The organism is Yoonia sp. (assembly GCF_014859355.1).
GTDB lineage: Bacteria > Pseudomonadota > Alphaproteobacteria > Rhodobacterales > Rhodobacteraceae > Yoonia.
This window is the reverse complement of record NZ_JACUUJ010000039.1, coordinates 1-25,086: the sequence shown is the minus strand read 5'-3', so window position 1 is coordinate 25,086 and position 25,086 is coordinate 1. Positions and strand designations below refer to the sequence as shown.

Below are 25,086 nucleotides of genomic sequence, written 5' to 3'. Positions count from 1 at the left end.
CGGATTGCAAATCCGTGTAGACCGGTTCGATTCCGGTACTCGCCTCCAGAATACATTGCGCTGTCACGATCCGACAAAAAAGCTGACGATGGTGCCGCACCAGCAGGGCCGCAGACATAGCCCCGAGATTTGCGCGGCGGCACCGATAATTGCACATAACGCCAGCCCGAAAAGAAGTTGCAATGTGCGGGCGCCCCCAGTCAAAACTTTCCAGCAACATGGTCTTTCATCGCCCGCTTTTGAAGCGGCATATTGATCTATGTATATCTGCGTCCAATCGCGACAACAAAACGACCTGCGCCAAAAGTCACCAAAATCTGTAAATCCAGCCCGTCACAAATCTGTTTCTCTGTCTCGCTATGCCTCCGCACACTGCGTCCATTGCGACAGCACAATTTTGGAAACGGAGACTTCGATGAAGTTCATGACATTGCTGACCGGTTCGGTCAGCGTCGCGGCGATCCTGTCCGCAAGCATCGCATCGGCCCAATCGATGGAAGAGATCATCGCAGGCGCGCGTGCCGAAGGCATGTTGACCACGATCGCCCTGCCGCATGACTGGTGCAACTATGGCGGTATCATCGCATCTTTCAAGGAAAAGTATCCATTCCTTGAAGTAAACGAACTGAACCCCGACGCCGGATCGGCTGACGAACTTGAGGCGATCCGCGCCAACCGTGGCAACACCGGGCCACAAGCCCCTGACGTGATCGACGTGGGCCTGTCCTTTGGCCCCGCCGCTGCTGAAGAAGGGCTGATCCAGCCGTATCAGGTATCCACATGGGACCAGATCCCTGACGCGATCAAAGACCCCGCAGCCATGTGGTACGGGGCCTATTACGGCGTCATGGCGTTGGGTGTGAACACCGACATCATCGATACGCTGCCTACCGACTGGGAAGACCTGCTGCGCCCTGAATATGCGAACACCGTTGCCCTGACAGGCGATCCCCGCGCATCAAACCAGGCGATTTTGGCGATCCTGTCAGCCGGGATGGCCCGTGGCGGCGAACCGGGCACGGATTCGGGTGAAAAGGGTCTGGAATTCTTTGCCGAACTGAACGCTGCAGGCAATTTCGTGCCTGTGACCGCTGCCTCCGGCACCATCGCCCAAGGTCAGACACCGATTGTGGCCGCATGGGATTACAACTTGCTGGCATGGCGCGACAGCCTTGACGGTAACCCGCCAATGGAAGTCGTCATCCCGTCGGGCGCATCGCTTGCTGGTGTCTACGTGCAGGCGATTTCAGCTTATGCACCGCATCCGAATGCCGCAAAACTGTGGATGGAACACATCTTTTCCGACGAAGGCCAGCTTGGCTATCTGGAAGGGTATTGTTCGGTCGCACGTCAGGTGCCGATGAACGCGGGCGGCGCAATTCCCCAAGACCTGCTGGACCGCCTGCCCGATCAGGAACCTTACGGCCGTGCCGTGTTCCCCACAGTGGAACAGCAAGGCGCCCACCGTGATGTTGTGACATCGCAGTGGGATGCCGTGGTCGGCGCTGCAACGCAGTAACCGATCTGTTTTTGCTGATCGACCCGATACCCCGGACAATGCGTCCGGGGTATCACGTTAAGAAAAGACTGCCAAAGGGACGTGTCATGCCTGCTGCACGCGGCACAATCATAACAAAGACCGCCACCAACTGGATCGGTGTGATCCCTTTTCTGGCGTTCACAGCGATTTTTCTGTTGTTGCCAACTGTCAACATCGTGCTTGGCGCATTTCGCGGGCCGGATGGCGGCTTTACTTTCGATACGCTGATGAAGCTTTTCGAACCACGGCTGGCCAACAGTTTCTGGTTATCGATCAGGGTCAGCCTGTTTTCGGCCGCGCTGGGTGCCGGGCTTGGGTTTCTTGTTGCCGCATCTGTCATTCACGGTGGTCTGCCCGCATGGGTTCGCGCGCCGATGGTGACGTTTTCAGGCGTTGCGGCCAATTTCGCGGGGGTACCACTCGCCTTTGCCTTTATCGCGACCTTGGGGCGTCTGGGGCTAGTTACGGTGCTGCTGAAGGACTGGTTCGGGATCAATATTTACGCAATGGGGTTCAATCTGATCAGTTTCTGGGGGCTGGTATTTGTGTATCTGTATTTTCAGATGTCGCTGATGATCCTGATCATCACCCCCGCGCTAGAAGGGTTGCGGCGCGAATGGCGTGAAGCGGCTGAAAGTTTGGGGGCGACCGGTCTGCAATATTGGCGGATGGTGGCTATTCCGGTGCTGCTGCCTTCGCTGTTGGGCACATTTGCGCTGCTGTTTGCCAATTCATTCGGTGCCATCGCCACGGCACAGGCGCTGACCGGATCGTCGCAAAGCCTGATCACCGTGCAATTATTCGCGCAGATCCGCGGTGACGTGTTGCAAGACCCGAACCTTGGCTATGCCATCGCCTTTGGCATGATTGTGATCACTGCCGTGGCGAACACGATTTACATCGTGCTGCGGACCCGCGCAGAGAAATGGCAAAAATGACAGATTTTCCTGCAACCAAACGACACCAGAAAACCGATGCCAAAACCATTCCCGCCATGGCACGTCGCAAGCGCAGCGTGGGATCTGTGTTTTCATGGGCCGTCTTTGTATTTGGCGTGCTTTACTTTGCGCTGCCACTGATCGGAATGATTGAATTTTCGCTCCGCAAACGCCGCGGCACCTATAGTTTTGATGCCTACACCAGCGTGCTGAACGATTCGCAGTTCCAAGCGACCTTTACCTATTCGGTCGTCATGTCGCTGGTGACAATTTTACTGGGTATGATCCTGGTGCTACCTGCCGCGCTTTGGGTGCGTATCCGTCTGCCGCGCATGCGCCCGGTGATCGAATTCATCACGCTGTTGCCACTGGTGATCCCGGTCATCGTGATCGCTTTTGGATATCTGCGGATGTTCAACACTTCGTCCTTGTTGCCGATGACAGGGTCTGTCACGGGCACGAACATCCTGCTGGCGTTTGGTTATGCGACACTGGCGTTGCCCTATATGTATCGCGCCATCGACAACGGGTTACGCACGCTGGATGTGCAAACGTTGACCGAAGCCGCGCAGATCCTTGGCGCGGGCTGGTTCACCATTCTGTTCCGTATCATGTTGCCAAATGTGTTTACAGCACTGTTATCAGGGGCGTTCCTGACGTTTTCCATCGTGCTGGGCGAATATGTTTTTGCCGCGCTTTTGGATCGCCCGGCCTTTGGCCCCTACATGATCTGGACAGGGGGCAACCGCGCCTATGAACCGGCGGCGCTGGCCGTAATCGCCTTTACCATCACATGGGGCTGCATGGGGCTGATCCAGCTTGCAGGTCGCCTGTTCCCCCACACAAGAGCGCAACGCTGATGTCATATCTCATGATCAACCACCTTGAAAAATCCTTTGGCCCGACGCGAGTCGTCAAGGATTTCAACATCGCCGTTGAAAAAGGCGAGTTCATCTCTTTGCTGGGGCCATCGGGCTGTGGCAAGACCACCGTGCTGCGCCTTGTCGCAGGGTTTGAGACACCCTCTGCCGGGTCGATCGAAATCGACGGGCGCGATGTCACAGGCTTGCGCGGTAACCAGCGCAACATCGGTATGGTATTTCAGGCCTACGCATTGTTTCCCAATCTGACGGTCGCACAAAATGTCGGCTTTGGGCTAAAGGTCGCGGGAGTCGCACGAACCGAAGCCGCAGCGCGCGTTGCAGAGATGTTGGACCTTATCGGTCTGCCTGATCTGGGTGGGCGCTATCCGTTCCAGCTGTCAGGTGGCCAGCAGCAGCGCGTGGCACTGGCGCGTGCGCTTGCACCGCAACCGCGTGTGCTGTTGCTGGATGAACCGCTTTCTGCGCTGGATGCCAAGATTCGCGTGTCTCTGCGGCAGGAAATCCGCCAGATCCAGCAGCAGCTTGGAATCACGACAATCTTTGTGACCCACGATCAGGAAGAAGCGCTGTCGATGTCGGACAGGGTCGTTGTAATGAATGGGGGGGTCGCAGAGCAGATCGGCGCACCGTTCGAGATTTACAACCGGCCCGCGACACCTTTTGTGGCGGGATTTGTGGGCAGCCACACCGCCTTTGCCGCACAGATCGTGGACCCGGCTGCCGGAATTGTCACGCTGGGCGGGGCGCAACTCAAGCTTGGCCAAACGCTTGCAGCGCGTCCCGGCGCAACGGTCCGTCTTGCACTAAGGCCAGAAGCCGCGCATCTTGGCACCGCCGACGGGCGCGAAACTGTCCTGACCGGCCGGATCGCGCAGGTTAATTTCATGGGGGCAATCATCCGCCTGACGGCCATGGTTGGCGACACTGCGCTGACGCTGGACACATTCAACAGACCCGACACACCTCCCCCACCCGTGGGGTCTTCTGTCGATATCAGTGTGGCGGCCCGCGATTTCATTGTGCTGGATGCTGGGTAAACCGCGTCTCCTAGATAGTCCAAGAAGTGAAACGCCTTTGGGCAAATCTGGATGCCTGCGCCGATCTCGCCCGGTTTGGGGGCCTGTTCGACGCTGATCGATCTTTGTCCTTTCCGGGCCAGACCGCAGGCCGCGGTTTCGGCGGTCACAAAGTCGCCGCCATTCAGGGCGATCAGTATCGGCCAAAAGAACGGCACCACAGAAAGGTCGTCGTTTGCGACGTTGTCCCAAATCAGGGACTTGAACTGACGCAGAAAGGGCATGAACCGGACATCGCTGATGACACGGCAGAAGGCAGACCAGAAGGTTAGATGCGCGCCGGCTCGATCAGACCGTTTTGCACCAAGGCTTGCATCAGGGCATTCACGTCAGAAATCAGGGTGTCGGTATCTTGGTCTGGAAACTGTTCAGACAAAAGCGTGCCAATCTCTCGGGCAGAGCCGGGAATTTCCAACAAGGTCCAGACTGCAAGTCCGAGTGTGTTCGTCTGCCAGATCATCTGGTTTCCGGGATGCCATAGAAACGCGCTATCACCTTTGCGCTGAATCACCACATCGGGTTTGCGTGACCATTGCAAGTCAGAGGACAGGTCGGCCCGTGGCAAGGCGGCGGACATCGGGTTCATCAAAGCTTTGGCGACCGATACATCTGCGGCGACATCTGTGGTCGTGCCAAATGCATGACGGATCAGGGCAACTGCGTCTTCCAGATGAGAATATACCAAACGCAGGCATTTGATACCGGTCAACAGATCTGAAAGCCGCGCAAATGCAGCCTCGGCCGTTTCCAGATCAGACATGTTCTGCGCCAACAGGAAATGTAAGGCTTCATCTTCAGCCACTTCATGCAACAGGGCGGGCCCAATTGGCCGGCGGTCAAGAATCAGCAATACTGACAAGGGCACGGCTGTGCCATGCGGCGCGACATTTGGCGCGCAAAGATAACCATAGCGATCATCGTGAGGGCCGATATGGCGCCCGAAGTGGGCCTTGAACGCAGCGCTGCTGGCAGCGGGGATGGGAAGACGTAGCCGGGGCGCTATCCCCAAACCGACGGCTTTGCCATTATCAAGAAGTGGCAAGACATCATCACAGAATACTTGCATGTCTGTTTCCATGGTCAAACGCGCGGCAAGAGTGCTTTTGCCGGCACGCGACGGACCTGTCATTGCGATCAGACGGTTGTGAAAGCGAAACGCGGCACAATGCAAGGCAAGGCAACCGGAACGCGTTTCAAAAAAATCCTGCGCCAGATCGGCGATGACGGCGCAAGTGGCGGCAGCGGATCCCAAACCTTCAAGCGTCTCGTCCAGATAGCAAGAACGCACGGCGTAGCCGTCGGGGCCACCTTCCACGATCGTGCATCTTGCCGTGGGATCGGGCGCAGACACATCTTTCGGCTGCCAATCCCTGATTGCCAACGACAGGCTGGATGCGATCTCGTCTGCATTTTGCAGATGAAGATGCAATGCAGTCCCTGTCCATCAGACCAGCATGGCAGACATGACCCGCCAGACTTGCGTGGATCAGGCCAAGGGATCTTGGCTTGCTTTTTCTCCCAAGATATCACCAGATCAAAATTCGAAACCTATCACTTCGGTTCCCACACCCAACAGGCAAGTATGATCCGGATTGACCGGCCAGGCATGATCATCCGAATCGCGAAAGTCGGGTTATCCATCAGCGATATTGTTGCGTTGTCCCAAGGCTGATATCGGCAGGGTGTGATCAAACGGGAAAACATGATGGGCGAGGTCAATCACACTGACGCCCTGGTCGTCGGCGCGGGCATTGCGGGCCTGACGGCGGCCGTTTGTCTGCATGACGCCGGCTTGCGCGTCCATGTGCTGGAAGGCGCCACCCGGATCGGGGGGCGCGTGCTTGGCATACGCGCCGCAGGTTCGACAAGCGACATTGCAGATCTGGGGCCAACGTGGGTCTGGCCGCAGTGGCAGCCGGTCGCCAGAAAATGGATCATGCAGCTTTCATTGGATCAATTTGCCCAAAACGATACCGGTGACGGGATATTGGATGGTTTCGGCGGCGGCCCGCAACGGCATCCGATACCTGCACAGGATGGCATTGCGCGCCTTGTTGGTGGCCCCTCGTCGATCGTTGCGGCCCTTGCATCGCGCTTGCCGACTGGCGCGATCATAACAGACGCCCAAGTCACCGCAATCACCACATTAGGTGACAGGCTGGGTCTGACCACAAAGGCCGGTACGATCAAAACGGCAAAGCAGGTCATTCTAGCAACGCCCCTGCGTGTAACCGAAGAGAATGTCGAAATCGAAAACCTGCCCCCGGAATTGCGGGCTGCGATGCGGGTGGTGCCAACGTGGATGGCGCAACAGGCCAAGGTGATCGCGATTTATCCAAGCCCTTTCTGGCGCGACCAAGGCTTGTCAGGCAGAGTGGCCAGTCGCAGCGGGCCACTGGTCGAAATTCACGACCATACACCAGCGGATGAAAAGGCCGGGGCGCTGTTCGGGTTTGTCGGATGGGGCGCCGGCGCGCGCCAATCTGACCCCCAAGGTTTGCGTGCCGCAATCCTAGACCAGCTTGTACGATGCTTTGGGAACAAAGCTGCAACGCCTGTGCAGTTAGTCATTCAAGACTGGGCACAAGACCCTCTTGTCTGTAGTCTTCGCGACCTGCAAGAGCCGCCAACCCACCCCGCTGTCGGGTCTACGATTTTAAGGCATGGCCACCTTGGCGGTCGGCTTTGGCTCGCCTGCTCGGAAACGGCCGAGCAAAGCCCAGGCCTGATAGAAGGCGCGTTGATTGCAGGCAGTTCGGCAGCCCGGAAGGTCGTTGCAGCCCTGCATTAGACGCGCACCCCAAGCGACGCCCCATCCATTTGACAGAATCTCGCGTAGAAAAGCAGAGCAAAGTAGCGGCAAGGGATTATTGGCCTATCCGGACCCCAAGCGCATTTGCGCCGCCGGTTTTCAAACGCAACTTGGAACAATGATATCGTCTTATTATTTACGCGTGTAATATTAAAATTTCAGTGGTAGCTTGATCTTACATCACTGTGCGTCGGCGTAGTATCAGCAGCCCATAGAAAGCAGGCCGCAGATGAAAAAATCAAAAATCAAGACAATGGAAGAATTGTCCGAAGCGATCGGCGTATCGCGCCCGACCCTGTCACGTTATTTTCAGGATCCCGACAGTGTGCGCGAATCTACGTCACGGAAAATCCAGCTTGGGCTGGAAAAGGTCGAATATGTGCCGAATTTTTTCGCCACACGGATGAACCGGAAATCGACCGGCATGATCGGTGTCATCATTCCCTATCTGAATGATCTGTTTTTTACCAACCTGCTGGAGCAGATCGAACTGGCCGCAATGGACGCGGGCTATACCGTGATCAGCCAATGTTCACATTCCGACCCCGCCATCGAAGCCCGCGCGGCTGAAACATTCATGTCGATGAATGTTGACGGCGCGCTGGTCATCCCCTTGGGCAACCAAAGTGACTTGAAGGTTTATCGCCGCCTAGAGTCCCGATTGCCGTTTGTATTGGTGGATTCGCGCCCCAAAACCATGCTGGACGTGGATTATGTCGGCACTGATCACGAAAAAAGCTGCGATTTAATGACAGATTACCTGTGCCGCATGGGCGAACCGCCGGTTTTTCTGGCGATGCCACGGGTCAATTTCAACGCGCTGGAACGCGAAGATGCCTATATCCGCCACATGACTGCACACGGTCATAAGCCCGAGGTGATCGGCACCGAAATGATCGAAGAAGGCTGGCACTTTGAAGCACATGGCGAAGCGGTTCTGGACCGCCATCTATCACGTGGCGAATATACAGAGCGGTCGATTCTCTGCGCAAATGACCGCGTTGCCATCGGCGCGCTACGCGCTGCGGCGCGGCACGGGCTTGTTCCCGGGCGCGGCCAAAAGGGAGGATTCCGCATTGCGGGCCATGACGATTACCCGCTTTGCCCGTTTACCATACCAGCCCTGACGACCATCGCGCAGGACTTTGAAGCCATTGGAAAAGCGTCAGTTTTGCGCTTGATCGAGATTATCAACGGCGAAAACACCGATGGCCCACCAAAAATCCAGCTATTCGATGGCATCTTGAAATTACGCGAATCCGCCTAACCACCCGCCCCGACTGCGACGCAGAATTTTTCGCACGTAAATATTTTTGTTGACGCGCTCCATCCCCACTGCGTAATCTTTACACACGTAAAAAATGGGAGGAGACATAATGTCTTTCAAGCGTTCACTGCTGAATACAGCGGTCGGGATCGGCTTTGCCGCTGGTCTGGCCTCTGTCACTGCCGCCGAAACCATCACGATCGCAACCGTCAACAACGGCGACATGATCCGAATGCAAGGCTACACCAATCAATTCACCGCCGAGACGGGAATCGATGTCGAATGGGTCACACTGGAAGAAAACGTGCTGCGCCAACGCGTGACCACGGACATCACCACCAAAGGCGGCCAGTTCGACATCATGACCATCGGTATGTATGAAACGCCGATCTGGGGCGCGCAGGGCTGGCTTGTCCCGCTTGACGATCTGTCCGCAGAATACGACGTTGCCGATATTCTGCCCGCCATGGCGGGTGGCCTGTCCTATGAGGGCACGCTTTACGCAGCGCCTTTCTACGGCGAAAGTTCCATGATCATGTATCGCACGGACCTGATGGAAGCGGCTGGCCTTGAAATGCCCGACGCACCAACATGGGAATATATCGGCCAGGCCGCCCGCGCCATGACGGACCGCGACAATGAAATCTATGGGATTTGTCTGCGCGGCAAGGCCGGCTGGGGCGAAAACATGGCCTTCCTCACCGCGACCTCGAACGCCTTTGGCGCGCGCTGGTTTGATGAAGAATGGAACGCGCAATTCGACAGCGAAGCATGGGCCAACACGCTGAATTTCTATGTTGACCTGTTGAATGAAGCAGGCCCTCCAGGCGCATCCAACAACGGTTTCAACGAAAACCTGAGCCTGTTCCAGCAGGGCAAATGCGGCATGTGGATCGACGCGACGGTTGCGGCTTCTTTTGTGACCAACCCCAACGATTCCGCGGTGGCTGACAAGGTAGGTTTCGCGCTGGCACCCGACAACGGTCTTGGGCCACGGTCCAACTGGCTTTGGGCATGGGCACTGGCCATTCCGGCTGGCACCAACAACGAAGCCGAAGCCAAGCAGTTCATCGAATGGGCCACAGGCAAAGCCTATATTGAACTGGTTGCTGCCAACGAAGGTTGGGCAAACGTGCCACCTGGCGCGCGGACATCGCTGTATGAAAACCCGAACTATCAAGCGGTTCCCTTTGCAAAGATGACGCTGGATTCGATCCTGTCAGCCAATCCGCTGAACCCGACCGTGGACCCCGTTCCTTATGTCGGAGTGCAGTTCGCGGCTATTCCTGAATTCTCTGGTATTGCAACGGAAGTTGGTCAGGAATTTTCGGCGGCGCTTGCCGGTCAACAGACGGTAGAGGCTGCACTCGCAAAGGCGCAGGCCATCACGACAGACGCCATGGAAGCCGCAGGCTACTAATGCGCGACTGACAAATCCCAAAGGGCGGCGATCGGCCGCCCTTTGAAGTCTGCCCACATAGCCACCCGAATATTCGCTCCGGACGGTTAGATGCCACCCGCAAGAAAGGTGATTGACATGGCAACCAAAGCTTCCCGATCTGCCGCCCGCATCATGATGGCACCTGCCGTGGTCCTGCTGTTGGGCTGGATGCTGGTTCCTCTGACGATGACAGTATGGTTTTCGTTCCGCACTTACCTGCCACTACGCGGTGGCGATCAGGGCTTTGCAGGGTTTCAGAACTATGCCCGTTTTCTGACATCAAGCGCCTTTTGGCCTTCGGTCTATACAACGTTATTGATTGTCGGCGGTGTGTTGGTCATCACCGTTTGCCTGGGGGTTTTGCTGGCGATCCTGCTGGACCAACCGATCTGGGGGCAAGGGGTTGTGCGTATTCTGGTGATCGCCCCGTTTTTCGTCATGCCGACCGTGTCGGCGCTGGTCTGGAAAAACATGTTCATGGATCCTGTGAACGGGCTTTTCGCACATCTTTTCAAATTTTTCGGCGCGCAACCGGTTGTCTGGCTCACCGATGCCGCGCTGCCGTCGATCATTCTGATCGTGTCCTGGCAATGGCTGCCCTTTGCCACGCTGATCCTGCTGACCGCGATCCAGTCACTGGACAGCGAACAGCTTGAGGCGGCGGAAATGGACGGCGCACCCGCGCTCAAACGGTTCTGGTTCATCGCGCTGCCGCATCTGGGCCGTGCGATCACTGTCGTGATCTTGATCCAGACGATTTTTCTGCTGTCGATCTTTGCAGAGATCTTCGTGACCACCCAAGGGGCCTTTGACACCCGGACGCTGACCTATCTGATCTTCCAGCGCATCACGGATTCACAGAACATCGGCTTAGGCTCCGCCGGCGGCGTTTACGCCATCATCCTTGCCAATATCGTTGCTGTCTTTCTGATGCGCATCGTTGGCAAAAACCTGGACGCGTGAGGACATACCCATGGCAAGAGCGATTTCCCCCCAACGCAAATTCCTGACCACCGGTGCCGCATGGGCCGTGGGCCTGTTGATCTTCTTTCCGATCCTCTGGACCATCCTGACCAGCTTCAAAACCGAGGCGCAAGCAATCGCAAGCCCGCCGATTTTCCTGAACTTCGACTGGACGCTTGAGAATTACGCGGTTGTGCAAGAACGGTCGAACTATGTGCGGTTCCTGATGAATTCGATCATCATCGCAGGCGGGTCAACCCTGCTGGGGGTGATCATCGCAGTGCCGGCAGCATGGTCCATGGCCTTTGTCCCGTCCAAGCGCACCAAGGACATTCTGCTGTGGATGCTGTCAACCAAGATGCTGCCCGCGGTTGGCGTGCTTTATCCCATGTATCTGATTTTCATCAAATTGGGCCTGCTGGATACACGCACCGGGCTGGTGGTGGTGCTGATGCTGATCAACCTGCCGATCATCATTTGGATGCTTTACACTTATTTCAAGGAAATCCCCGGCGAAATTCTGGAAGCCGCCCGCATGGATGGGGCCAACCTGCGCAGTGAAATCCTGTATGTGCTCACACCCATGGCGATCCCGGGAATTGCATCGACCATGTTGCTGAATTTCATTCTGGCATGGAACGAAGCGTTCTGGACCCTGAACCTGACAGCCGCCCAGGCGGCCCCTTTGACAGCCTTCATTGCCAGCTATTCGTCACCTGAAGGGCTGTTTTACGCAAAGCTGAGTGCGGCCTCGACCATGGCGATTGCACCAATCCTGATTCTTGGCTGGTTTAGCCAGAAACAACTTGTCCGTGGCCTGACCTTTGGCGCGGTGAAATAAGGAACCTGACAGATGGGACAAATCGAACTCAAACAGGTCACCAAGAGCTTTGGCGAAGTGCAGGTCATTCCGCCGCTTGACCTGACCATCCATGACGGTGAATTCACCGTCTTTGTGGGGCCATCGGGTTGCGGAAAATCAACGCTGCTGCGCCTGATCGCGGGTCTGGAAGACATCACCACCGGACACATCGAAATTGACGGTGTCGATGCCACCAATCTGGTTCCTGCCAAGCGCGGGCTTGCGATGGTGTTCCAGTCCTATGCGCTTTATCCGCATATGACGGTGCGCAAGAATATCGCTTTTCCACTGAAAATGGCGGGGATTGACGAAAAGACCCAAAAGGAAAAAATCGACGCTGCGGCCAAGGCATTGAACCTCACAGACTATCTTGACCGCCGTCCCGGTCAACTTTCGGGGGGCCAGCGCCAACGGGTCGCAATTGGCCGCGCGATCGTGCGCGAACCTTCGGCGTTTCTGTTTGACGAACCATTGTCGAACCTTGATGCGGCCTTGCGTGTGGGGATGCGGCTGGAAATTTCCGAACTACACAAGAAACTGGCAACGACGATGATCTATGTAACGCATGATCAGGTCGAAGCCATGACGATGGCCGATAAGATCGTCGTGCTTCAGGCCGGTGTGATTGAACAGGTCGGCAGCCCGCTTGAACTGTATCACCACCCGCGCAACACTTTTGTTGCCGGCTTTATCGGGTCGCCCAAGATGAACCTGATGACAGGGCCCGAGGCGGCAAAACATGACAGCGCGACCATCGGTATCCGGCCAGAACACATCACCGTATCCAAGACAGAAGGCCTGTGGAAGGGGCGCGTCGGCGTGGCCGAACATCTGGGATCGGACACATTTATCCATGTCCATGACACAGGTCTGATGGACATGATGACGGTGCGGATCACCGGCGACATCGCCGTGAATCATGGCGACACGATCTATCTTTCGCCGGATATGGACAGACTGCACCGATTCAACGCCAAAGGAGATAGAATCGCATGAGACGACTGGATGGAAAATCAGCCCTGATCACCGGGGCAGCACGGGGGATCGGGCGCGGATTTGCCGAGGCGTATATCGCTGAAGGCGCGACCGTGGCCATTGCCGATATCAACATGGAAGCCGCATCCCAGACCGCCAGTGAATTGGGCGCAGGCGCGTATCCTGTTCATCTTGACGTGTCCGATCAGGCCAGCATCGACGCCACGATTGATGCTGTGGTCACACATGCAGGCAAGCTGGATATTCTGATCAACAACGCGGCGCTGTTCGATGCCGCCCGCACCGTGGACATCACCCGGGCTAGCTATGACCGCCTTTATGCGGTCAATGTTGCGGGCACGCTGTTTACCTTGCAAGCGGCGGCCCGGCAAATGATCGCACAAGGCCACGGCGGCAAGATCATCAATATGGCCAGTCAGGCCGGACGCCGGGGGGAACCTCTGGTCGCGGTCTATTGTTCAACCAAGGCGGCAGTCATTTCGCTGACGCAATCTGCCGGGCTGGACCTGATCAAGCACAGCATTAACGTCAACGCCATCGCGCCAGGCGTGGTAGATGGTGCACATTGGGAACATGTGGATGCCATGTTTGCCAAGCTGGAAGGCAAAAAGTTAGGCCAGAAAAAAGCCGAAGTCGCAGCTGGCGTGCCTGCGGGGCGCTTTGCAGTTCCGTCGGATCTGACAGGGATGGCTGTTTTCCTTGCCTCGGCTGAATCCGACTACATCGTGTCACAGACGTATAACGTCGATGGCGGGCAATGGATGAGCTGATGAAACTGAATCTGGAAACATTATCCCACCTTCCTTCAGAGGTGGATCGCCCGACATACAAAAGGTCGGACCTTACCGCAGGCATCGTGCATGTGGGGTTGGGCAATTTTCATCGCGCACATATGGCGCTGTATCTGCATGACCTGTTCCAGCTGGGGCAAGATCACGACTGGGCGATAATCGGGGCGAGCGTGCGGGCAAATGACCGCGCCGTGCGCGATGATCTTGCGGCGCAAGACTGGCTGACGACCGTGTGCGAACTGGACCCGGCGGGCGACCGCGCCGTGGTAACAGGCGCTATGGTCGACTATTTGCCAGTCGTGGACGGCAACGGCCCGCTGATCGCCAAGATAACAGATCCCGCCATTCGCATCGTGTCGCTGACTGTAACCGAAGGCGGTTATTACATCGACGCGGCGACAGGACAATTTGACCCTGGCCATCCTGACATGGTACATGACGCCGCCCATCCGCAAAGCCCGCGCAGTGTCTTTGGTGCAATGATTGCCGCACTGACCGCACGCCGCGCAGCAGGCACGCCGCCCTTTACCATCATGTCTTGTGATAACCTGCCGGAAAACGGCCAAGTCGCGCGTGCGACCGTGCTGGGACTGGCAAAGCAGATTGATGCGGAAATGGCGGAATGGATCGACCAAACCTGCGCCTTTCCCTGCGCCATGGTGGACCGCATCACACCCGCCACATCCGACCGCGAACGCCAGATGGTCAAGGACCGATACGGCATCGAAGACCGCCGCCCCATCACCTGCGAAAGTTTCCGCCAATGGGTGCTGGAGGATCATTTTCCCGCTGGTCGCCCCGCCTTTGAAAAAGTGGGCGTGACACTGACCGATAATGTGGCCCCTTACGAGCTGATGAAAATCCGCATTCTGAATGGTGGACATGCGGCGATCGCCTATCCGGCGGCACTGCTGGACGTGCATTTCGTTCATGATGCGGCGGTGCATCCGTTGTTGCGCGGGTTTATCGACAAGCTGGAGGAAGAAGAGATCATCCCCAACGTCCCCCCCGTTCCGGATACCGACCTTGCAACCTATTACGCCAAAGTAGGTGAACGTCTGGAAAACCCCGGCGTTGCGGATACGATCCCGCGCCTGTGTCAGGACGGATCGAACCGCCAGCCCAAGTTCATTTTGCCTTCTACCCGTGACCAACTGGCCCGTGGCGGCGCAATCGAAGGGCTGACGCTGGTGTCGGCATTGTGGTGCCGCTATCTGCAAGGAAAGACCGACAGCGGTGCAGTCATTACGGTTGACGACCCCTCGGCCGATCAGCTGTGCGCCCATGCGGCCCGCGCGATGACCGACCCGCATGCCTTTCTTTCATTGCAGTTTGTCTTTGGCAATCTGGCGCAGGATCCTGCTTTTGCTGACAGCTTTGCGCGGCATCTGGGTGCGCTACAGGCGCATGGAACAGCCGCAGTGCTTCAGCGTTATATAGCCGGCGTGCCGACAGACAGCGCCTGAAAGCCCCCCACGGGCGGGCAACGTGAAAAAGCCCGGGACGGGCCGACGGCTAACCAGGGCTTTTTGTATCTTCACAGCCGACGTCAGTCGGTCTGTGCAGGTGCCAACAAATCAAGCCGCCGCAGCGCGGGCAAAAACCGGTTGCGCCGCGCCACCTGTCCGGTCGCCGCCATCCCGATGCAGTATTTCGAACAGCGCGACGTCGGATGCATATGCATCGATCGCAGGATTTTATCCGCGATCCCGTTCCCACGCGCTGATTTTGTTTCGATGACAAACATGTCAGGACGCACCACGCGGGTGACATTCGCCGCCGCGAACTGCAAGGCGGTGTCAATGGTCATACGCTCGCCTCCTTGCTTGGCCACCAGCGTAATGCGTTCGTATTCCATCCCGATCACTGGCGCGAGAGGTTTATCAAAGGGTTCTTCATAAAGGTCGCTGTGGCAGGTTTCGACAAATGCCATCCCGTTTTCATCGACCCCGTTTTCGGGCGTATCCAGTTTGAGACGTTTCTTGATTGTCACCTGCCGTTTATCCTTCAGCTTGACCTCAAGATAGCTGAAACCTGCATCGACATAATTCCGCACCCGCACCTTGCAGCGTTTACGCCGCCCTTGATGGTGGTCGTAATACCCGTGCAAGGCCGGGTCATCGTAATAGGTGGTGGCATATGTAAAGGCGCGTTTGCCGTCTATTTGCAACACATCAAAATGTGCGGCAAAGGCTTCCAACGCAGGGCGAAACCGGCTGGCAGGCAGGATATATTTGTTGTCCAGCCGTTCCAGCATCGCTGCCTTGGCGTTCAGTTCGTCCAGTGACAGGGGGGTAAATAGATCAAGCGTTGCTTTGATACGGGGATCCATTGGCATTCCTCCTTAAGCGCGAGGTTTGCGGTAAAAGACGCTAAGCCGCGCCATATCATTGATGTAATCCAGCGCCGTGATTTGATAGGACATCACATCAACACCCAATCGCTGGGACAGGTCTGCACGCATCTTGACCGGATCGGACAGCACGCCCTGATCAATCTTGTCCAGGGTGATTTTGACACCATCACTGGACGCAAGGATCGCGGGATGGTCAAACACATAGGCCCCGACAAGCACCAGCGACACAACCGCCAAGGCAAGCGTCATCTCTGTGCCCGGTATGGCGCAAATCACCGCAATTGCCACAGAGCCAAAGAAATAAGTGATCTCGACCTTGCTGATCTGTTCGCTGCGCAATGTGAACAGCGCAAGGATTGCAAACAGCCCGAAACCGGCAGCCAGCGAGAATTCGACAGCAGACAAGATGGACAACACGCCAAACGCAAAAATGTTGAACAAAGACGCCGCCGTGACCAGTTCCTTATCCCGATAGCGACGATAGTAAAGGCCAAAGACCAAGGCGACCATTGCCGCCACGTTGATAACAAAGCGGAAAGGCGTTTCGCCCTGGATGAGTGTTTCAATCATAAGTCACCTGTTATGTTTTGTTTGACAATCACTGCGATCGACAAAAAGAGAACGTAACAGCCCCAGGACTTATTCCACGGATTATGACATTTTTGTAAAAACTATATGATGGACGCTTGCGCCCAATCTTGCGCGGCCTCGCATTGCCTTTTGCAAAGTTTGCGAAACCCCTGCACCAGCCTACCTGTTTGCCCGCGCCAGCAAGACGACAGCCGCCAACCCGACAAGGGTAATAATCAACGCGGCAGGGGCGGCTTCTGCGATGTTTTCCAGTGAAGCCTTGGCATGGACCCGCGTCGCCAGCGTATCGTAATTGAAAGGGCGCAGCAGCAAGGTCGCCGGCAATTCCTTGACACTATCGACAAAGACCAACAACAGCGCTGACCCCACAGAGGCGCGCATCAACGGTAGATGCACCGCCCGCAACGTGCCGCCCGCTGTCCGCCCCAGTGCGCGCGCTGCCATCGGCAAGCTGGGCGAGACACGGCCAAAAGCGGCGTCCGCTGTGCCTTGGGCGATGGCGAAAAACCGCACCACATAGGCCAGAACCACCGCTGCTGCACTGCCCGTCAGGATCAGCCCCGGATCGGCAAAGCCTAGCCAGACCATGAAATCGGCAAAGGCATTATCAAAGGCCGCGAGCGGGACCAATACCCCTAACCCCAGCACAGCACCCGGCGCGGCATAGCCGATCGCAGTGACCGGCATCAGCATACGCGGCAACCGGCGATGGGACAGGCGCACACCGTAAACCATAAAGACGCCGCCCAAGACGGTCAGGATCGCGGCCAACCCGCCCACTTGCAATGTGTGCCACAACGCGCGGCGCAAGCCCGGCGTCAACCATTCGCCGGCGTCAAACGAATGTGTCAAAAGCACCGCCACCGGCATCACAAAGCCAATCAAGACCGGCAGCAGGCACAGCACCATGGCCAGCATCCCCCGCCAGCCTGCAAGCGGCGCTGGCGAAACCGGCCGCATGCCGCGCGCCGATCCGTAAAATTTGCTGCGCCTGCGGCTGAGCTTTTCCAAAGTGACGAGCAGAATGACCAAGGTCAGCGTCACGGTTGCCAATTGTGCCGCACCGCCCAAGTTCCCCCCCTGCAACCAAATTGAAAAAATGCCGGTTGTCAGCGTTTGTACCGCAAAATAATCAACCGTGCCAAAATCATTGACAGTTTCCATCATGACCACGGCTACCCCGGCCGCGATAGCTGGCCGGGCCAAAGGCAAGCCAACGCGCCAGAACCGGGCAAAGGCCCCTGCCCCCAAGGCGCGGGCCACCTCATAGGAGGCGCCGGACTGTTCCCGAAATGCCGCCCGCGCCAAAAGATAAACATAAGGATAAAGCGCCGCGCTTAGCACCACAATCGCGGCCTCGCGGGTGCGGATGGCCGGAAACCAGTAATCGCGTGCGCTTTGCCAACCCATCATGTCACGCAGGGTGGTTTGCAAAGGCCCCGCATATTCCAGAAAATCCACCAACGCATATGCCCCCACATATGCAGGCACTGCAAGCGGCATCAGCAAAGCCCATTGCAACAGCATCCGCCCCGGAAAACGATACATCACCACAATCCAAGCAGCCCCAGTACCAATGGCAGCCGTCAATGCACCAACGCTCAGCATCAAGACGGCGGTATTGGCCAGATAGCGCGGCAATGTTGTGCGCATCAAATGCGGCCAGATATTATCGGTCGGGGTAAGTGCAAACCAGATGACGGCCACCACCGGCACCAAGACCACCGCCGCAATCACAACCGCCCCGAATGACCAAGGGTCAATCCGCAGGTTTGGCTTTCGGGCCGATAATAACCGACTTGTTTGATCAGACATGAAAGCTGGGTTAGCCGAAAGCGGTTTAACTGTCCAGAAATCCGACTATGTTGACCGCATTCAGACCGACAAAGGCCCCTTTATGCAGATCGCATTTCACATTGGCGCACACTGCACAGACGAGGACCGACTGCTCAAATCCCTGCTCAGGAACGCGACTGTTCTTTTACGTCAGGGTATCGCCGTACCTGGACCCGGCAAATACCGCGCATTGATTCGCGAGACGATACAGGCGCTGGAAGGCACCGCGCCGCCCGCAGAGACCCGTAGTATCCTGCTTGACGCAATATGCGAAAATGACGCGATCGACAGGCTCGTGCTGAGCAATCAGAACTTTATCTGCGTGCCCAATCGCATTTTTGCGAATGGTTTGTTTTATGGACAAGCCGAAAAGCGCGTGCGCGTGCTGCACGAACTTTTTGAAGGCGACGATATCGCGCTTTTCTTCGCTATCCGTCACCCGGCAATTTTTTTGCAAGAGGCTTTCAAACGTTCGAAAACGACATCTTTCGGTGACTATCTGGGTATGTTGCACCCGGGTGATCTGTCTTGGGCTAATGTGATCGCCCGGATCAAAGCCGCCGCACCCGACACGCCGTTGACCGTCTGGTGCAACGAAGACAGCCCGCTGTTATGGGATCAGCTGATCCGGCAGATGTCAAACGCCGCCCCTGATACCGCCCTGACCGGCGGGCTGGATTTGCTATCGGCGATCATCACAAAGGACGGGATGGAACTGCTCGCCGAAGATTTCCGCAAGACGCCGCCAAAAACAGACGCTGCCCGGCACGATATTATCGCCAGGATCTGGCAAGATCACGCCGTTCAGGACCAATTGCAAGACGTGATCGACCTGCCGGCGCTTTCCCCGTCGCTGGTGGCTGAAATGACCGAAAATTATGAAGACGACATCGCGCAGATCGCGCAAATGCCAGGTGTCAGACTGCTGATGCCGTTCCGCTGACGCTACATGCCCAAGGCGGATTTATACAGCTCAAGCACCGCCTCTTCTTCGGCAAGATCATTGGCGTCGCGCTTGCGGATCGCAATGATCTTGCGCAGCACCTTGGTGTCATATCCGCGCCCCTTGGCTTCGGCCATCACCTCTTTCTGGGCGTCTGCGATATCTTTTTTTTCCGCCTCAAGCCGTTCAAAACGTTCCACAAACTGCCGCAGTTCCTGTCCAGTAACCGAAGACGAAGTTTCTGTGATGATGTCGCTCATGCTGCTCTCCTTGCGCGGTTGTCCTTCACTAGCGGCTGGCCTGCGCCACCGCAACCCTTGCACCGCGGCACAGACCGCGATACCTGCGCGATAACGGCAGGAGGAACAGATGGAAATTGTGATCTGGATCGGCGCGGCGCTGTCTGTGATCGGAATGATCGGGATTGTCTACAGCATCGTGGCCGTTGCGCGTGCGAAACGGGCCAACCTACCCGACGACGCACTGCGCGCGCGCATTTCCCGCATCCTACCGGTGAACCTGATTGCATTGTTCGTGTCGGTGATTGGCCTGATGGCTGTCATCATTGGCGTTATTCTAGGTTAATCCGACAGGGCGTCGAACCCGCCCGCCAAAAGCCCCGCACGCAGCAAAAGCGGTGGCGGTTGCCAAACAGGATCATCGGCGGCCCATTGTTTCATTTCTTCGGCTAGGACGAGCAGACCCGCCAGCTTGGCCGCCGTCATCGGCCCGCCCCGCGCCCGAGGATACCCCAGACCATGCACCGCCAGCACATCAATATCAGAGGCCCGCGCCACGATGCCCGCCGCCAGTAGACGCGTACCTTCGGCCACCAGTGCCGCCAGCATCCGCCGTTGAATATCCGGCCCCTGCGGACCGGCATGCCCGTCACGCCCGCCAAAAGGACCACGGCGAAAACCGTCATCGACATGCGCGCGATCGATCGCGCCCTCTGTCACACCGCGTTCGCGCAAGGCCACGATTGCACGCCGCGCCGCCCGCTGCAACGCATCGACCGCCGCCACCCCCAGCGGCTCGGCCAGACGCCAACCATCGTCTGTGCGGGCCAGCAAGCGGGGCGCGATCCGTCGTTCCGCAAGAAAAACATGCCGCAGCGCCTGTGACTGCGGATGCGTGACACAGCGTGCAAAGGCATCTGCCTCGAACGCCAGACCGGTATAGAACGGCAGCAAAAGCGCCGCTTCCACACATTCCAAGGCGCGCTGTGACGCAAACCGGCCAGTGGCGGCAACCGCGTTGCGCCGTGCTGCGATTTCATCCAAAAACGCCACACCGTCGCGCAAATTATTCCGCTGGGCATAGGTTGGGCGCGGCCGACTGGTTTTTTGCGCCATGGCCAGCGCAGAATCGGCCAGATCACCATCCGTAACCGCATCCAGCAAACCGATCTGCAAGGCAAAGTCTGCCGTGATCGGTCGGCCACCAAGGATCATGTTCAACGCATGTTTCGCCCCGATCAGACGCGGCAACCGTTGCGTCCCACCTGCCCCGGGCACAAGACCCAATGTCATTTCCGGCAGGCCAATCACTGCAGCAGGCGACGCGATACGGTAATGGGCCGCCATAGCCAGTTCGACCCCACCGCCCAAAGCCGCACCATGCAACCCCACAATAACGGGCACCTTGGACACCTCGACCAGATTGCAAATCTGCGACAGGGTTGGCGCCAACGGCTGTTGTCCGAATTCGCAGATGTCCTCGCCGGCGCTGAAAATTCGCCCTTTGGCAAGAAGAACAACAGCCCTGACCTGCGGATCATGGGCAATCTGCTGGAAAATGTCCCAAAGTTGGGCGCGCAGCGCTGCGTTCAACGCATTAACCGGTGGCGCCGCGATCATCACCACGGCGACATCACCAGCCATCTGCAAAGTTGCCGGCCTATCCATCCACACCGTCCCGCATGACGCCCAGCGCCATATCCGCCAGCACAGGCACCGCGGCCCCGTATTTGCGCGCCATATCCGGGTTGGATGCATTGCCCGCCGCTGCCCGCGATGCCACACCGGCCAAAATTGCGGCCAGCCGAAAAAACGCAAAGACAAGGTAAAACGGCCAATCGTCGATCTGCCCCAGCCCCCGCCGCCGGGCATAGGCCGCGACGTACTCTGCCTCGGTCGGCAAGCCCATTTTGGCGCGGTCAATCCCGCCCAAGCCCCGCATGTCCCCATGGTTGGGCAGCCGCCATTGCATGCATTGATAAGCCAGATCGGCCATCGGATGACCCAGCGTCGATAATTCCCAATCCAGCACCGCTGCTATCTGCGGCGCATGCGCATCGAAAATCATGTTGTCCAGCCGCCAATCGCCATGCACCAGCGCGACCCGCCTGTCCTCGGCGGGCATTTGCGCACCCAGCCAGTCGATGATCGCCACCATGGCAGGGTCAGGGACGGCGACACACGCCAGATATTGCCCGCGCCACCGGTCCAGTTGACGGGCGAAATAATTGCCCGGCTTGCCGTAATCCGCCAGACCCACCGCTGTTACATCCACATCGTGCAGGGCCGCCAATGCCGCATTCATTGCATCATAGATCTCTGCACGGTCGGGCGCGCGCAGGTCAGGCAAGGCGGGATCCCAAAAAATCCGCCCCGGCAAAAAACGCATGACAAAAAACGCGCGCCCGCTGGGCGAGTCCGCAGCATCGGCCAGATGCAACACCTCTGGCACCGGCACCGCGGTGTCTGCCAGCGCCGCCATCACGCGAAATTCACGCTCCACCGCATGCGCCGACGGCAGTAATACCCCCGGCGGTTTGCTGCGCAGAACATAGATGCCGCTATCGGCGTCCAGCTGATAGGTCGGATTTGACTGGCCTGTGCCGAATTTGCTGACCGACCGCAGGCCGGCAAATTCCGGAATGGCCCCGGACAGGTATCGTGCCAGATCCCCATGGGTCATTCCCAATGCTGTCGCCGCCTCTGTCATGGCGCTATTAGGGGCAAGTGCCGCGCTTTGTGCAAGCCGTTCATTGACACTGCGCTGCGGCAATGCACGATAGGCGGCAGGCAGCGGGGGGGGCAGATGATGGATTTGGGACAAACGGCACGGCTAAAACCAGTTTTAGCCGCTGTAAAAGCAATGATCGCGGACGAAATCGCGCCGCAGGACGGCGCATTTCTGGCCGAGGTATCAGTGGGCGACCGCTGGACATTCACACCGCGTCAGACCGAGATTCTGGAAGGGCTCAAGACCAAGGCGCGTGAGAGGGGACTGTGGAACTTCTGGGATACCTTCCGCGACGGGCCGCAACTCAACACCGTTGAATACGCCTATCTGGCCGAAGAAATGGGCAAAAGCCACCTTGCCGCAGAGGTGTTCAATTGCAACGCCCCCGACACTGGCAATATGGAGGTGTTCGCCCGCTACGGCACCGAAGATATGAAAACCCGTTGGCTGAAACCACTGATGGCGGGGGAAGTCCGGTCGGCCTATCTGATGACGGAACCGGATGTGGCCAGCTCGGACGCGACCAATATCGCCATGACCTGTGTGCGGGACGGCGATAATTACGTGCTGAACGGCGAAAAATGGTGGGCGACAGGCGCGGGCGATCCGCGCTGTGCAGTGCATATCGTCATGGTGCGCACCAGCGATGATGCGCCAAAACACCAGCGCCATTCGATGATCGTGGTGCCCGCCGATACCACCGGAATCCAAAAACTGCGCGCGATGGAAGTTTACGGCCACGATGACGCGCCGCATGGTCACATGCATTTTCGTTACGACAATGTGCGCGTGCCTGCCGAAAACCTGCTGCTGGGGGAAGGGCGCGGATTCGAGATTGCACAAGGCCGCCTTGGGCCGGGGCGCATTCACCACTGCATGCGCGCCATCGGGCAGGCGGAAAAGGCACTGGAACTGATGTGCAAACGGGCACTGGCGCGCACGGCGTTCGGCAAACCGCTGGTGCAACTGGGCGAAAATTTTGACCTGATCGCGCAGGCGCGAATGGACATCGAACAGGCGCGCCTGTTGTGCCTGAAAGCGGCCTGGATGATGGACCAGGGCGACAAACGCGCCGCGGCGCCATGGATCAGCCAGATCAAGGTGGTTGCACCCGCTATCGCCTTGCAAATCACCGATATGGCCGTCCAGATGCACGGCGCAGCGGGCGTATCGCAAGACACACCACTGGCACGGCAGTGGACCCATCTGCGCACACTGCGGCTGGCCGACGGGCCGGATGCGGTGCATCGCCGACAAGTGGCGCGCGCCGAACTGGCGCGATATACCAACTGTTGAAACAATTACAAAAGCAAGGACTGCCCGCGATGGACATTCGCCAGATCACCCCCGATTACGCCGTTTCCCCACAGATCGACCCTGCAGACATACCCACCATTGCCGCCGCCGGTTTCACCACGATCATCTGCAACCGCCCCAACGCCGAAGTGCCGCCCAGCCACCAGTCAGCCGTGATGGCCGAGGCCGCACATAACGCAGGGCTGACCTTTGTGGAAATTCCGGTGACGCATCAGGGCCTGAACATGCAGATGATTGATGCGCAAAAACAGGCAATCAATGACAGCACCGGCCCAGTGCTGGCCTATTGCGCGTCTGGCACACGGTCATCCATCGTCTGGTCACTGGCCAGCGCCGGGACCATGCCGACTGATGATATCATCGCCGCTACCGCCGGGGCGGGGTATGATCTGGGTGGCATGCGTCCACAAATCGACGCGCTTGCCGTCGCGGGTTGATCCCCGACGATCAATCCGCCAGCAACTGGCCATCAACACCGATGTCGAAGGTGGCATCTGCCTCTGCAAGGGCATCTGGTTGTGGTGGCAGATCAAGGTTTTCATCACGGTTCTGCCCCGCAGCTGCTGGCGTGCCATCAACACCGATGGCGCGGGGCAGCAATGTCGCATCGGGCAAACCCGCGCCTGCTGGCGACAGTTCGTTCATCTGACAGGGTGGCGGCTGTTCAATCCTGACCGCGCGCATCCCCCCCAATTGGCCCAGCTTGGCCTGCGCCACCATCTTGCCATCCGGAGCAAGTAGCCGCACGGAGTGCACATCACACCCCGGCAACGGCAGAACCTGCCCCGCCTCAAGCAAGCGCGCGTGCGCCAATGGCAGACGCAGGGTATGCAAATGCGCCGCAAGCTCTGCCGGTGCCACAGCCACAGCCTGTTGCAACCGGCTGCCCCAATCCAGATCGTCCACCACCACTGTAGGGGCAGCAACGGCGGGCTTCACGACTGGCGGCAAAGCGATCAGCAACAACCCTTGCCGGTCGGCAACCCCCAGATCGACCGTCAGCCGCAGGATTTGATAGTCACAATCAGCCAAAACCAGCCCGACCGCACGTGCACTGGTAAACAGGCGACTGGTCTGACAGCCGTCGATCCAACCATCGCGCGCCGTTCCAGCCATCGCTGGCGGCAGTGCCTGTATGATCGCGTCAAGCAAGGGGTCGCACATCGCCTTGTCAGTGCCCGTGGCCGGTCGCAGCTCTGCCGCCATGCCGATCAGGTGGCCGACGGTCTGCATTTCAAGCACCGCCGTGCGCAGTTCTGCGTCTAGTGCGATGATGCCCGCCAATTGATCGTCGCGCTGCAGACCAATCAGCATCAAATCGCCGTTAATCGCTTCCAGGATCCCATCCAATGGCAGGACATCATCGGCAATGCCCTGCACCGTCACCACCAGACCGACGGTATCATTCGCCGCCCTGCTGATCGCCAAACGCACCGCGCGCGCGGCTGTTAGAGGTTGATCCTGCGGATCATCCGCCACCCGCCCCACCTTACGCCACAGAAT

25 protein-coding genes are annotated in these 25,086 nt (G+C 57.9%); 16 read left to right on the top strand and 9 right to left on the bottom strand.

The window, feature by feature from the left end:
• Window positions 1-220: hypothetical protein (locus IBX59_RS12445; RefSeq protein WP_296376005.1), on the bottom strand; the 220-nt coding region annotated here is incomplete at its 3' end.
• Between the two features lie 195 nt (window positions 221-415).
• Between IBX59_RS12445 and IBX59_RS12440 the strand changes: the two genes are divergently transcribed.
• The 4 genes from IBX59_RS12440 to IBX59_RS12425 all read left to right on the top strand — a co-directional run bounded on the left by IBX59_RS12440 (window position 416) and on the right by IBX59_RS12425 (window position 4,399).
• Window positions 416-1,519: an ABC transporter substrate-binding protein gene (locus IBX59_RS12440; RefSeq protein ID WP_296376002.1), complete on the top strand. Its 1,104-nt coding sequence runs from the start codon at window positions 416-418 to the stop codon at window positions 1,517-1,519.
• 86 nt (window positions 1,520-1,605) lie between these two features.
• A complete protein-coding gene (locus IBX59_RS12435; RefSeq protein ID WP_296375999.1) occupies window positions 1,606-2,478 on the top strand; it encodes an ABC transporter permease subunit in 873 nt (290 codons plus the stop codon).
• Between the two features lie 56 nt (window positions 2,479-2,534).
• Window positions 2,535-3,338 carry an ABC transporter permease gene (locus IBX59_RS12430; protein ID WP_296376007.1) on the top strand — a complete coding sequence of 268 codons (804 nt, stop codon included), beginning with the start codon at window positions 2,535-2,537 and terminating at the stop codon, window positions 3,336-3,338.
• Complete coding sequence (locus IBX59_RS12425; RefSeq protein ID WP_296375997.1) at window positions 3,338-4,399, top strand: ABC transporter ATP-binding protein; 1,062 nt, start codon at window positions 3,338-3,340, stop codon at window positions 4,397-4,399. Before IBX59_RS12430 ends, IBX59_RS12425 begins: the two co-directional genes overlap by 1 nt.
• 307 nt (window positions 4,400-4,706) lie before the next feature.
• On the opposite strand, the gene IBX59_RS12420 is transcribed toward IBX59_RS12425, so the two are convergent.
• Entirely contained in the window at window positions 4,707-5,867 is a 1,161-nt protein-coding gene (locus IBX59_RS12420) for a PqqD family protein (RefSeq protein ID WP_296375995.1), read from the bottom strand.
• A gap of 276 nt (window positions 5,868-6,143) precedes the next feature.
• On the opposite strand from IBX59_RS12420, the gene IBX59_RS12415 reads away from it, so the two are divergent.
• The 8 genes from IBX59_RS12415 (at window position 6,144) to IBX59_RS12380 (ending at window position 15,036) form a co-directional block, all read left to right on the top strand.
• Complete coding sequence (locus tag IBX59_RS12415; protein WP_296375993.1) at window positions 6,144-7,229, top strand: NAD(P)/FAD-dependent oxidoreductase; 1,086 nt, start codon at window positions 6,144-6,146, stop codon at window positions 7,227-7,229.
• 250 nt (window positions 7,230-7,479) lie between these two features.
• Window positions 7,480-8,517 (top strand): LacI family DNA-binding transcriptional regulator, encoded by a 1,038-nt coding sequence (locus IBX59_RS12410; RefSeq protein WP_296375992.1) that lies wholly within the window; start codon window positions 7,480-7,482, stop codon window positions 8,515-8,517.
• A 109-nt stretch (window positions 8,518-8,626) separates the two neighbouring features.
• Window positions 8,627-9,937 carry a sugar ABC transporter substrate-binding protein gene (locus IBX59_RS12405; protein WP_296375990.1) on the top strand — a complete coding sequence of 437 codons (1,311 nt, stop codon included), beginning with the start codon at window positions 8,627-8,629 and terminating at the stop codon, window positions 9,935-9,937.
• A 117-nt stretch (window positions 9,938-10,054) separates the two neighbouring features.
• On the top strand, window positions 10,055-10,921 hold the full coding sequence (locus tag IBX59_RS12400) for a carbohydrate ABC transporter permease (RefSeq protein ID WP_296375988.1): 867 nt from the start codon (window positions 10,055-10,057) through the stop codon (window positions 10,919-10,921).
• 10 nt (window positions 10,922-10,931) lie between these two features.
• Window positions 10,932-11,762, top strand: coding sequence for a carbohydrate ABC transporter permease (locus IBX59_RS12395; protein WP_296375987.1), 831 nt, complete (start codon window positions 10,932-10,934; stop codon window positions 11,760-11,762).
• Between the two features lie 12 nt (window positions 11,763-11,774).
• Complete coding sequence (locus IBX59_RS12390; protein WP_296375985.1) at window positions 11,775-12,779, top strand: ABC transporter ATP-binding protein; 1,005 nt, start codon at window positions 11,775-11,777, stop codon at window positions 12,777-12,779.
• Complete coding sequence (locus IBX59_RS12385) at window positions 12,776-13,549, top strand: L-iditol 2-dehydrogenase (RefSeq protein WP_296375984.1); 774 nt, start codon at window positions 12,776-12,778, stop codon at window positions 13,547-13,549. The genes IBX59_RS12390 and IBX59_RS12385 overlap by 4 nt, the downstream gene beginning before the upstream one ends.
• On the top strand, window positions 13,549-15,036 hold the full coding sequence (locus IBX59_RS12380; protein ID WP_296375982.1) for a mannitol dehydrogenase family protein: 1,488 nt from the start codon (window positions 13,549-13,551) through the stop codon (window positions 15,034-15,036). The genes IBX59_RS12385 and IBX59_RS12380 overlap by 1 nt, the downstream gene beginning before the upstream one ends.
• A gap of 83 nt (window positions 15,037-15,119) precedes the next feature.
• On the opposite strand, the gene IBX59_RS12375 is transcribed toward IBX59_RS12380, so the two are convergent.
• The 3 genes from IBX59_RS12375 to IBX59_RS12365 form a co-directional block, all read right to left on the bottom strand.
• Window positions 15,120-15,902, bottom strand: coding sequence for a polyphosphate polymerase domain-containing protein (locus tag IBX59_RS12375; protein ID WP_296375980.1), 783 nt, complete (start codon window positions 15,900-15,902; stop codon window positions 15,120-15,122).
• Between the two features lie 12 nt (window positions 15,903-15,914).
• Window positions 15,915-16,496, bottom strand: a complete 582-nt coding sequence (locus IBX59_RS12370; RefSeq protein WP_296375978.1) for a DUF4956 domain-containing protein — start codon at window positions 16,494-16,496, stop codon at window positions 15,915-15,917.
• Between the two features lie 180 nt (window positions 16,497-16,676).
• The gene (locus IBX59_RS12365; protein WP_296375975.1) at window positions 16,677-18,332 is read right to left on the bottom strand and encodes an iron ABC transporter permease; all 1,656 of its coding nucleotides are present in this window, start codon (window positions 18,330-18,332) and stop codon (window positions 16,677-16,679) included.
• Between IBX59_RS12365 and IBX59_RS12360 the strand changes: the two genes are divergently transcribed.
• Entirely contained in the window at window positions 18,331-19,296 is a 966-nt protein-coding gene (locus IBX59_RS12360; RefSeq protein WP_296375973.1) for a hypothetical protein, read from the top strand. The genes IBX59_RS12365 and IBX59_RS12360 overlap by 2 nt on opposite strands.
• 2 nt (window positions 19,297-19,298) lie before the next feature.
• Here the strand turns inward: IBX59_RS12360 and IBX59_RS12355 are convergent, their stop codons facing one another.
• A complete protein-coding gene (locus IBX59_RS12355) occupies window positions 19,299-19,556 on the bottom strand; it encodes a DUF2312 domain-containing protein (protein WP_296375971.1) in 258 nt (85 codons plus the stop codon).
• 109 nt (window positions 19,557-19,665) lie between these two features.
• Here IBX59_RS12355 and IBX59_RS12350 point away from each other — a divergent pair, with 109 nt between their 5' ends.
• Entirely contained in the window at window positions 19,666-19,881 is a 216-nt protein-coding gene (locus IBX59_RS12350) for a hypothetical protein (RefSeq protein ID WP_296375969.1), read from the top strand.
• On the opposite strand, the gene IBX59_RS12345 is transcribed toward IBX59_RS12350, so the two are convergent.
• The gene (locus IBX59_RS12345; protein WP_296375967.1) at window positions 19,878-21,179 is read right to left on the bottom strand and encodes an enoyl-CoA hydratase-related protein; all 1,302 of its coding nucleotides are present in this window, start codon (window positions 21,177-21,179) and stop codon (window positions 19,878-19,880) included. The genes IBX59_RS12350 and IBX59_RS12345 overlap by 4 nt on opposite strands.
• A gap of 16 nt (window positions 21,180-21,195) precedes the next feature.
• On the bottom strand, window positions 21,196-22,359 hold the full coding sequence (locus IBX59_RS12340) for a phosphotransferase (protein WP_296375965.1): 1,164 nt from the start codon (window positions 22,357-22,359) through the stop codon (window positions 21,196-21,198).
• Here IBX59_RS12340 and IBX59_RS12335 point away from each other — a divergent pair.
• The gene (locus IBX59_RS12335; protein ID WP_296375963.1) at window positions 22,345-23,562 is read left to right on the top strand and encodes an acyl-CoA dehydrogenase family protein; all 1,218 of its coding nucleotides are present in this window, start codon (window positions 22,345-22,347) and stop codon (window positions 23,560-23,562) included. The two genes, IBX59_RS12340 and IBX59_RS12335, sit on opposite strands and share 15 nt — an antisense overlap.
• Before the next feature lie 29 nt (window positions 23,563-23,591).
• Entirely contained in the window at window positions 23,592-24,020 is a 429-nt protein-coding gene (locus IBX59_RS12330) for a TIGR01244 family sulfur transferase (RefSeq protein WP_296375962.1), read from the top strand.
• Between the two features lie 10 nt (window positions 24,021-24,030).
• Here IBX59_RS12330 and IBX59_RS12325 read toward each other — a convergent pair.
• Window positions 24,031-25,086 (bottom strand): FliM/FliN family flagellar motor C-terminal domain-containing protein (locus tag IBX59_RS12325; protein ID WP_296375960.1); only part of this gene is annotated, 1,056 nt, incomplete at its 5' end.

Coding starts and splice junctions, on each gene's coding strand:
- IBX59_RS12400 (WP_296375988.1), top strand. CDS start 10,055: ATGGCAACCAAAGCTTCCCGATCTGCCGCCCGCATCATGATGGCACCT.
- IBX59_RS12405 (WP_296375990.1), top strand. CDS start 8,627: ATGTCTTTCAAGCGTTCACTGCTGAATACAGCGGTCGGGATCGGCTTT.
- IBX59_RS12375 (WP_296375980.1), bottom strand. CDS start 15,902: ATGGATCCCCGTATCAAAGCAACGCTTGATCTATTTACCCCCCTGTCA.
- IBX59_RS12360 (WP_296375973.1), top strand. CDS start 18,331: ATGAAAGCTGGGTTAGCCGAAAGCGGTTTAACTGTCCAGAAATCCGAC.
- IBX59_RS12385 (WP_296375984.1), top strand. CDS start 12,776: ATGAGACGACTGGATGGAAAATCAGCCCTGATCACCGGGGCAGCACGG.
- IBX59_RS12350 (WP_296375969.1), top strand. CDS start 19,666: ATGGAAATTGTGATCTGGATCGGCGCGGCGCTGTCTGTGATCGGAATG.
- IBX59_RS12395 (WP_296375987.1), top strand. CDS start 10,932: ATGGCAAGAGCGATTTCCCCCCAACGCAAATTCCTGACCACCGGTGCC.
- IBX59_RS12415 (WP_296375993.1), top strand. CDS start 6,144: ATGGGCGAGGTCAATCACACTGACGCCCTGGTCGTCGGCGCGGGCATT.
- IBX59_RS12365 (WP_296375975.1), bottom strand. CDS start 18,332: ATGTCTGATCAAACAAGTCGGTTATTATCGGCCCGAAAGCCAAACCTG.
- IBX59_RS12435 (WP_296375999.1), top strand. CDS start 1,606: ATGCCTGCTGCACGCGGCACAATCATAACAAAGACCGCCACCAACTGG.
- IBX59_RS12330 (WP_296375962.1), top strand. CDS start 23,592: ATGGACATTCGCCAGATCACCCCCGATTACGCCGTTTCCCCACAGATC.
- IBX59_RS12345 (WP_296375967.1), bottom strand. CDS start 21,179: ATGGCTGGTGATGTCGCCGTGGTGATGATCGCGGCGCCACCGGTTAAT.
- IBX59_RS12390 (WP_296375985.1), top strand. CDS start 11,775: ATGGGACAAATCGAACTCAAACAGGTCACCAAGAGCTTTGGCGAAGTG.
- IBX59_RS12425 (WP_296375997.1), top strand. CDS start 3,338: ATGTCATATCTCATGATCAACCACCTTGAAAAATCCTTTGGCCCGACG.
- IBX59_RS12380 (WP_296375982.1), top strand. CDS start 13,549: ATGAAACTGAATCTGGAAACATTATCCCACCTTCCTTCAGAGGTGGAT.
- IBX59_RS12440 (WP_296376002.1), top strand. CDS start 416: ATGAAGTTCATGACATTGCTGACCGGTTCGGTCAGCGTCGCGGCGATC.
- IBX59_RS12335 (WP_296375963.1), top strand. CDS start 22,345: ATGGATTTGGGACAAACGGCACGGCTAAAACCAGTTTTAGCCGCTGTA.
- IBX59_RS12370 (WP_296375978.1), bottom strand. CDS start 16,496: ATGATTGAAACACTCATCCAGGGCGAAACGCCTTTCCGCTTTGTTATC.
- IBX59_RS12410 (WP_296375992.1), top strand. CDS start 7,480: ATGAAAAAATCAAAAATCAAGACAATGGAAGAATTGTCCGAAGCGATC.
- IBX59_RS12430 (WP_296376007.1), top strand. CDS start 2,535: ATGGCACGTCGCAAGCGCAGCGTGGGATCTGTGTTTTCATGGGCCGTC.
- IBX59_RS12355 (WP_296375971.1), bottom strand. CDS start 19,556: ATGAGCGACATCATCACAGAAACTTCGTCTTCGGTTACTGGACAGGAA.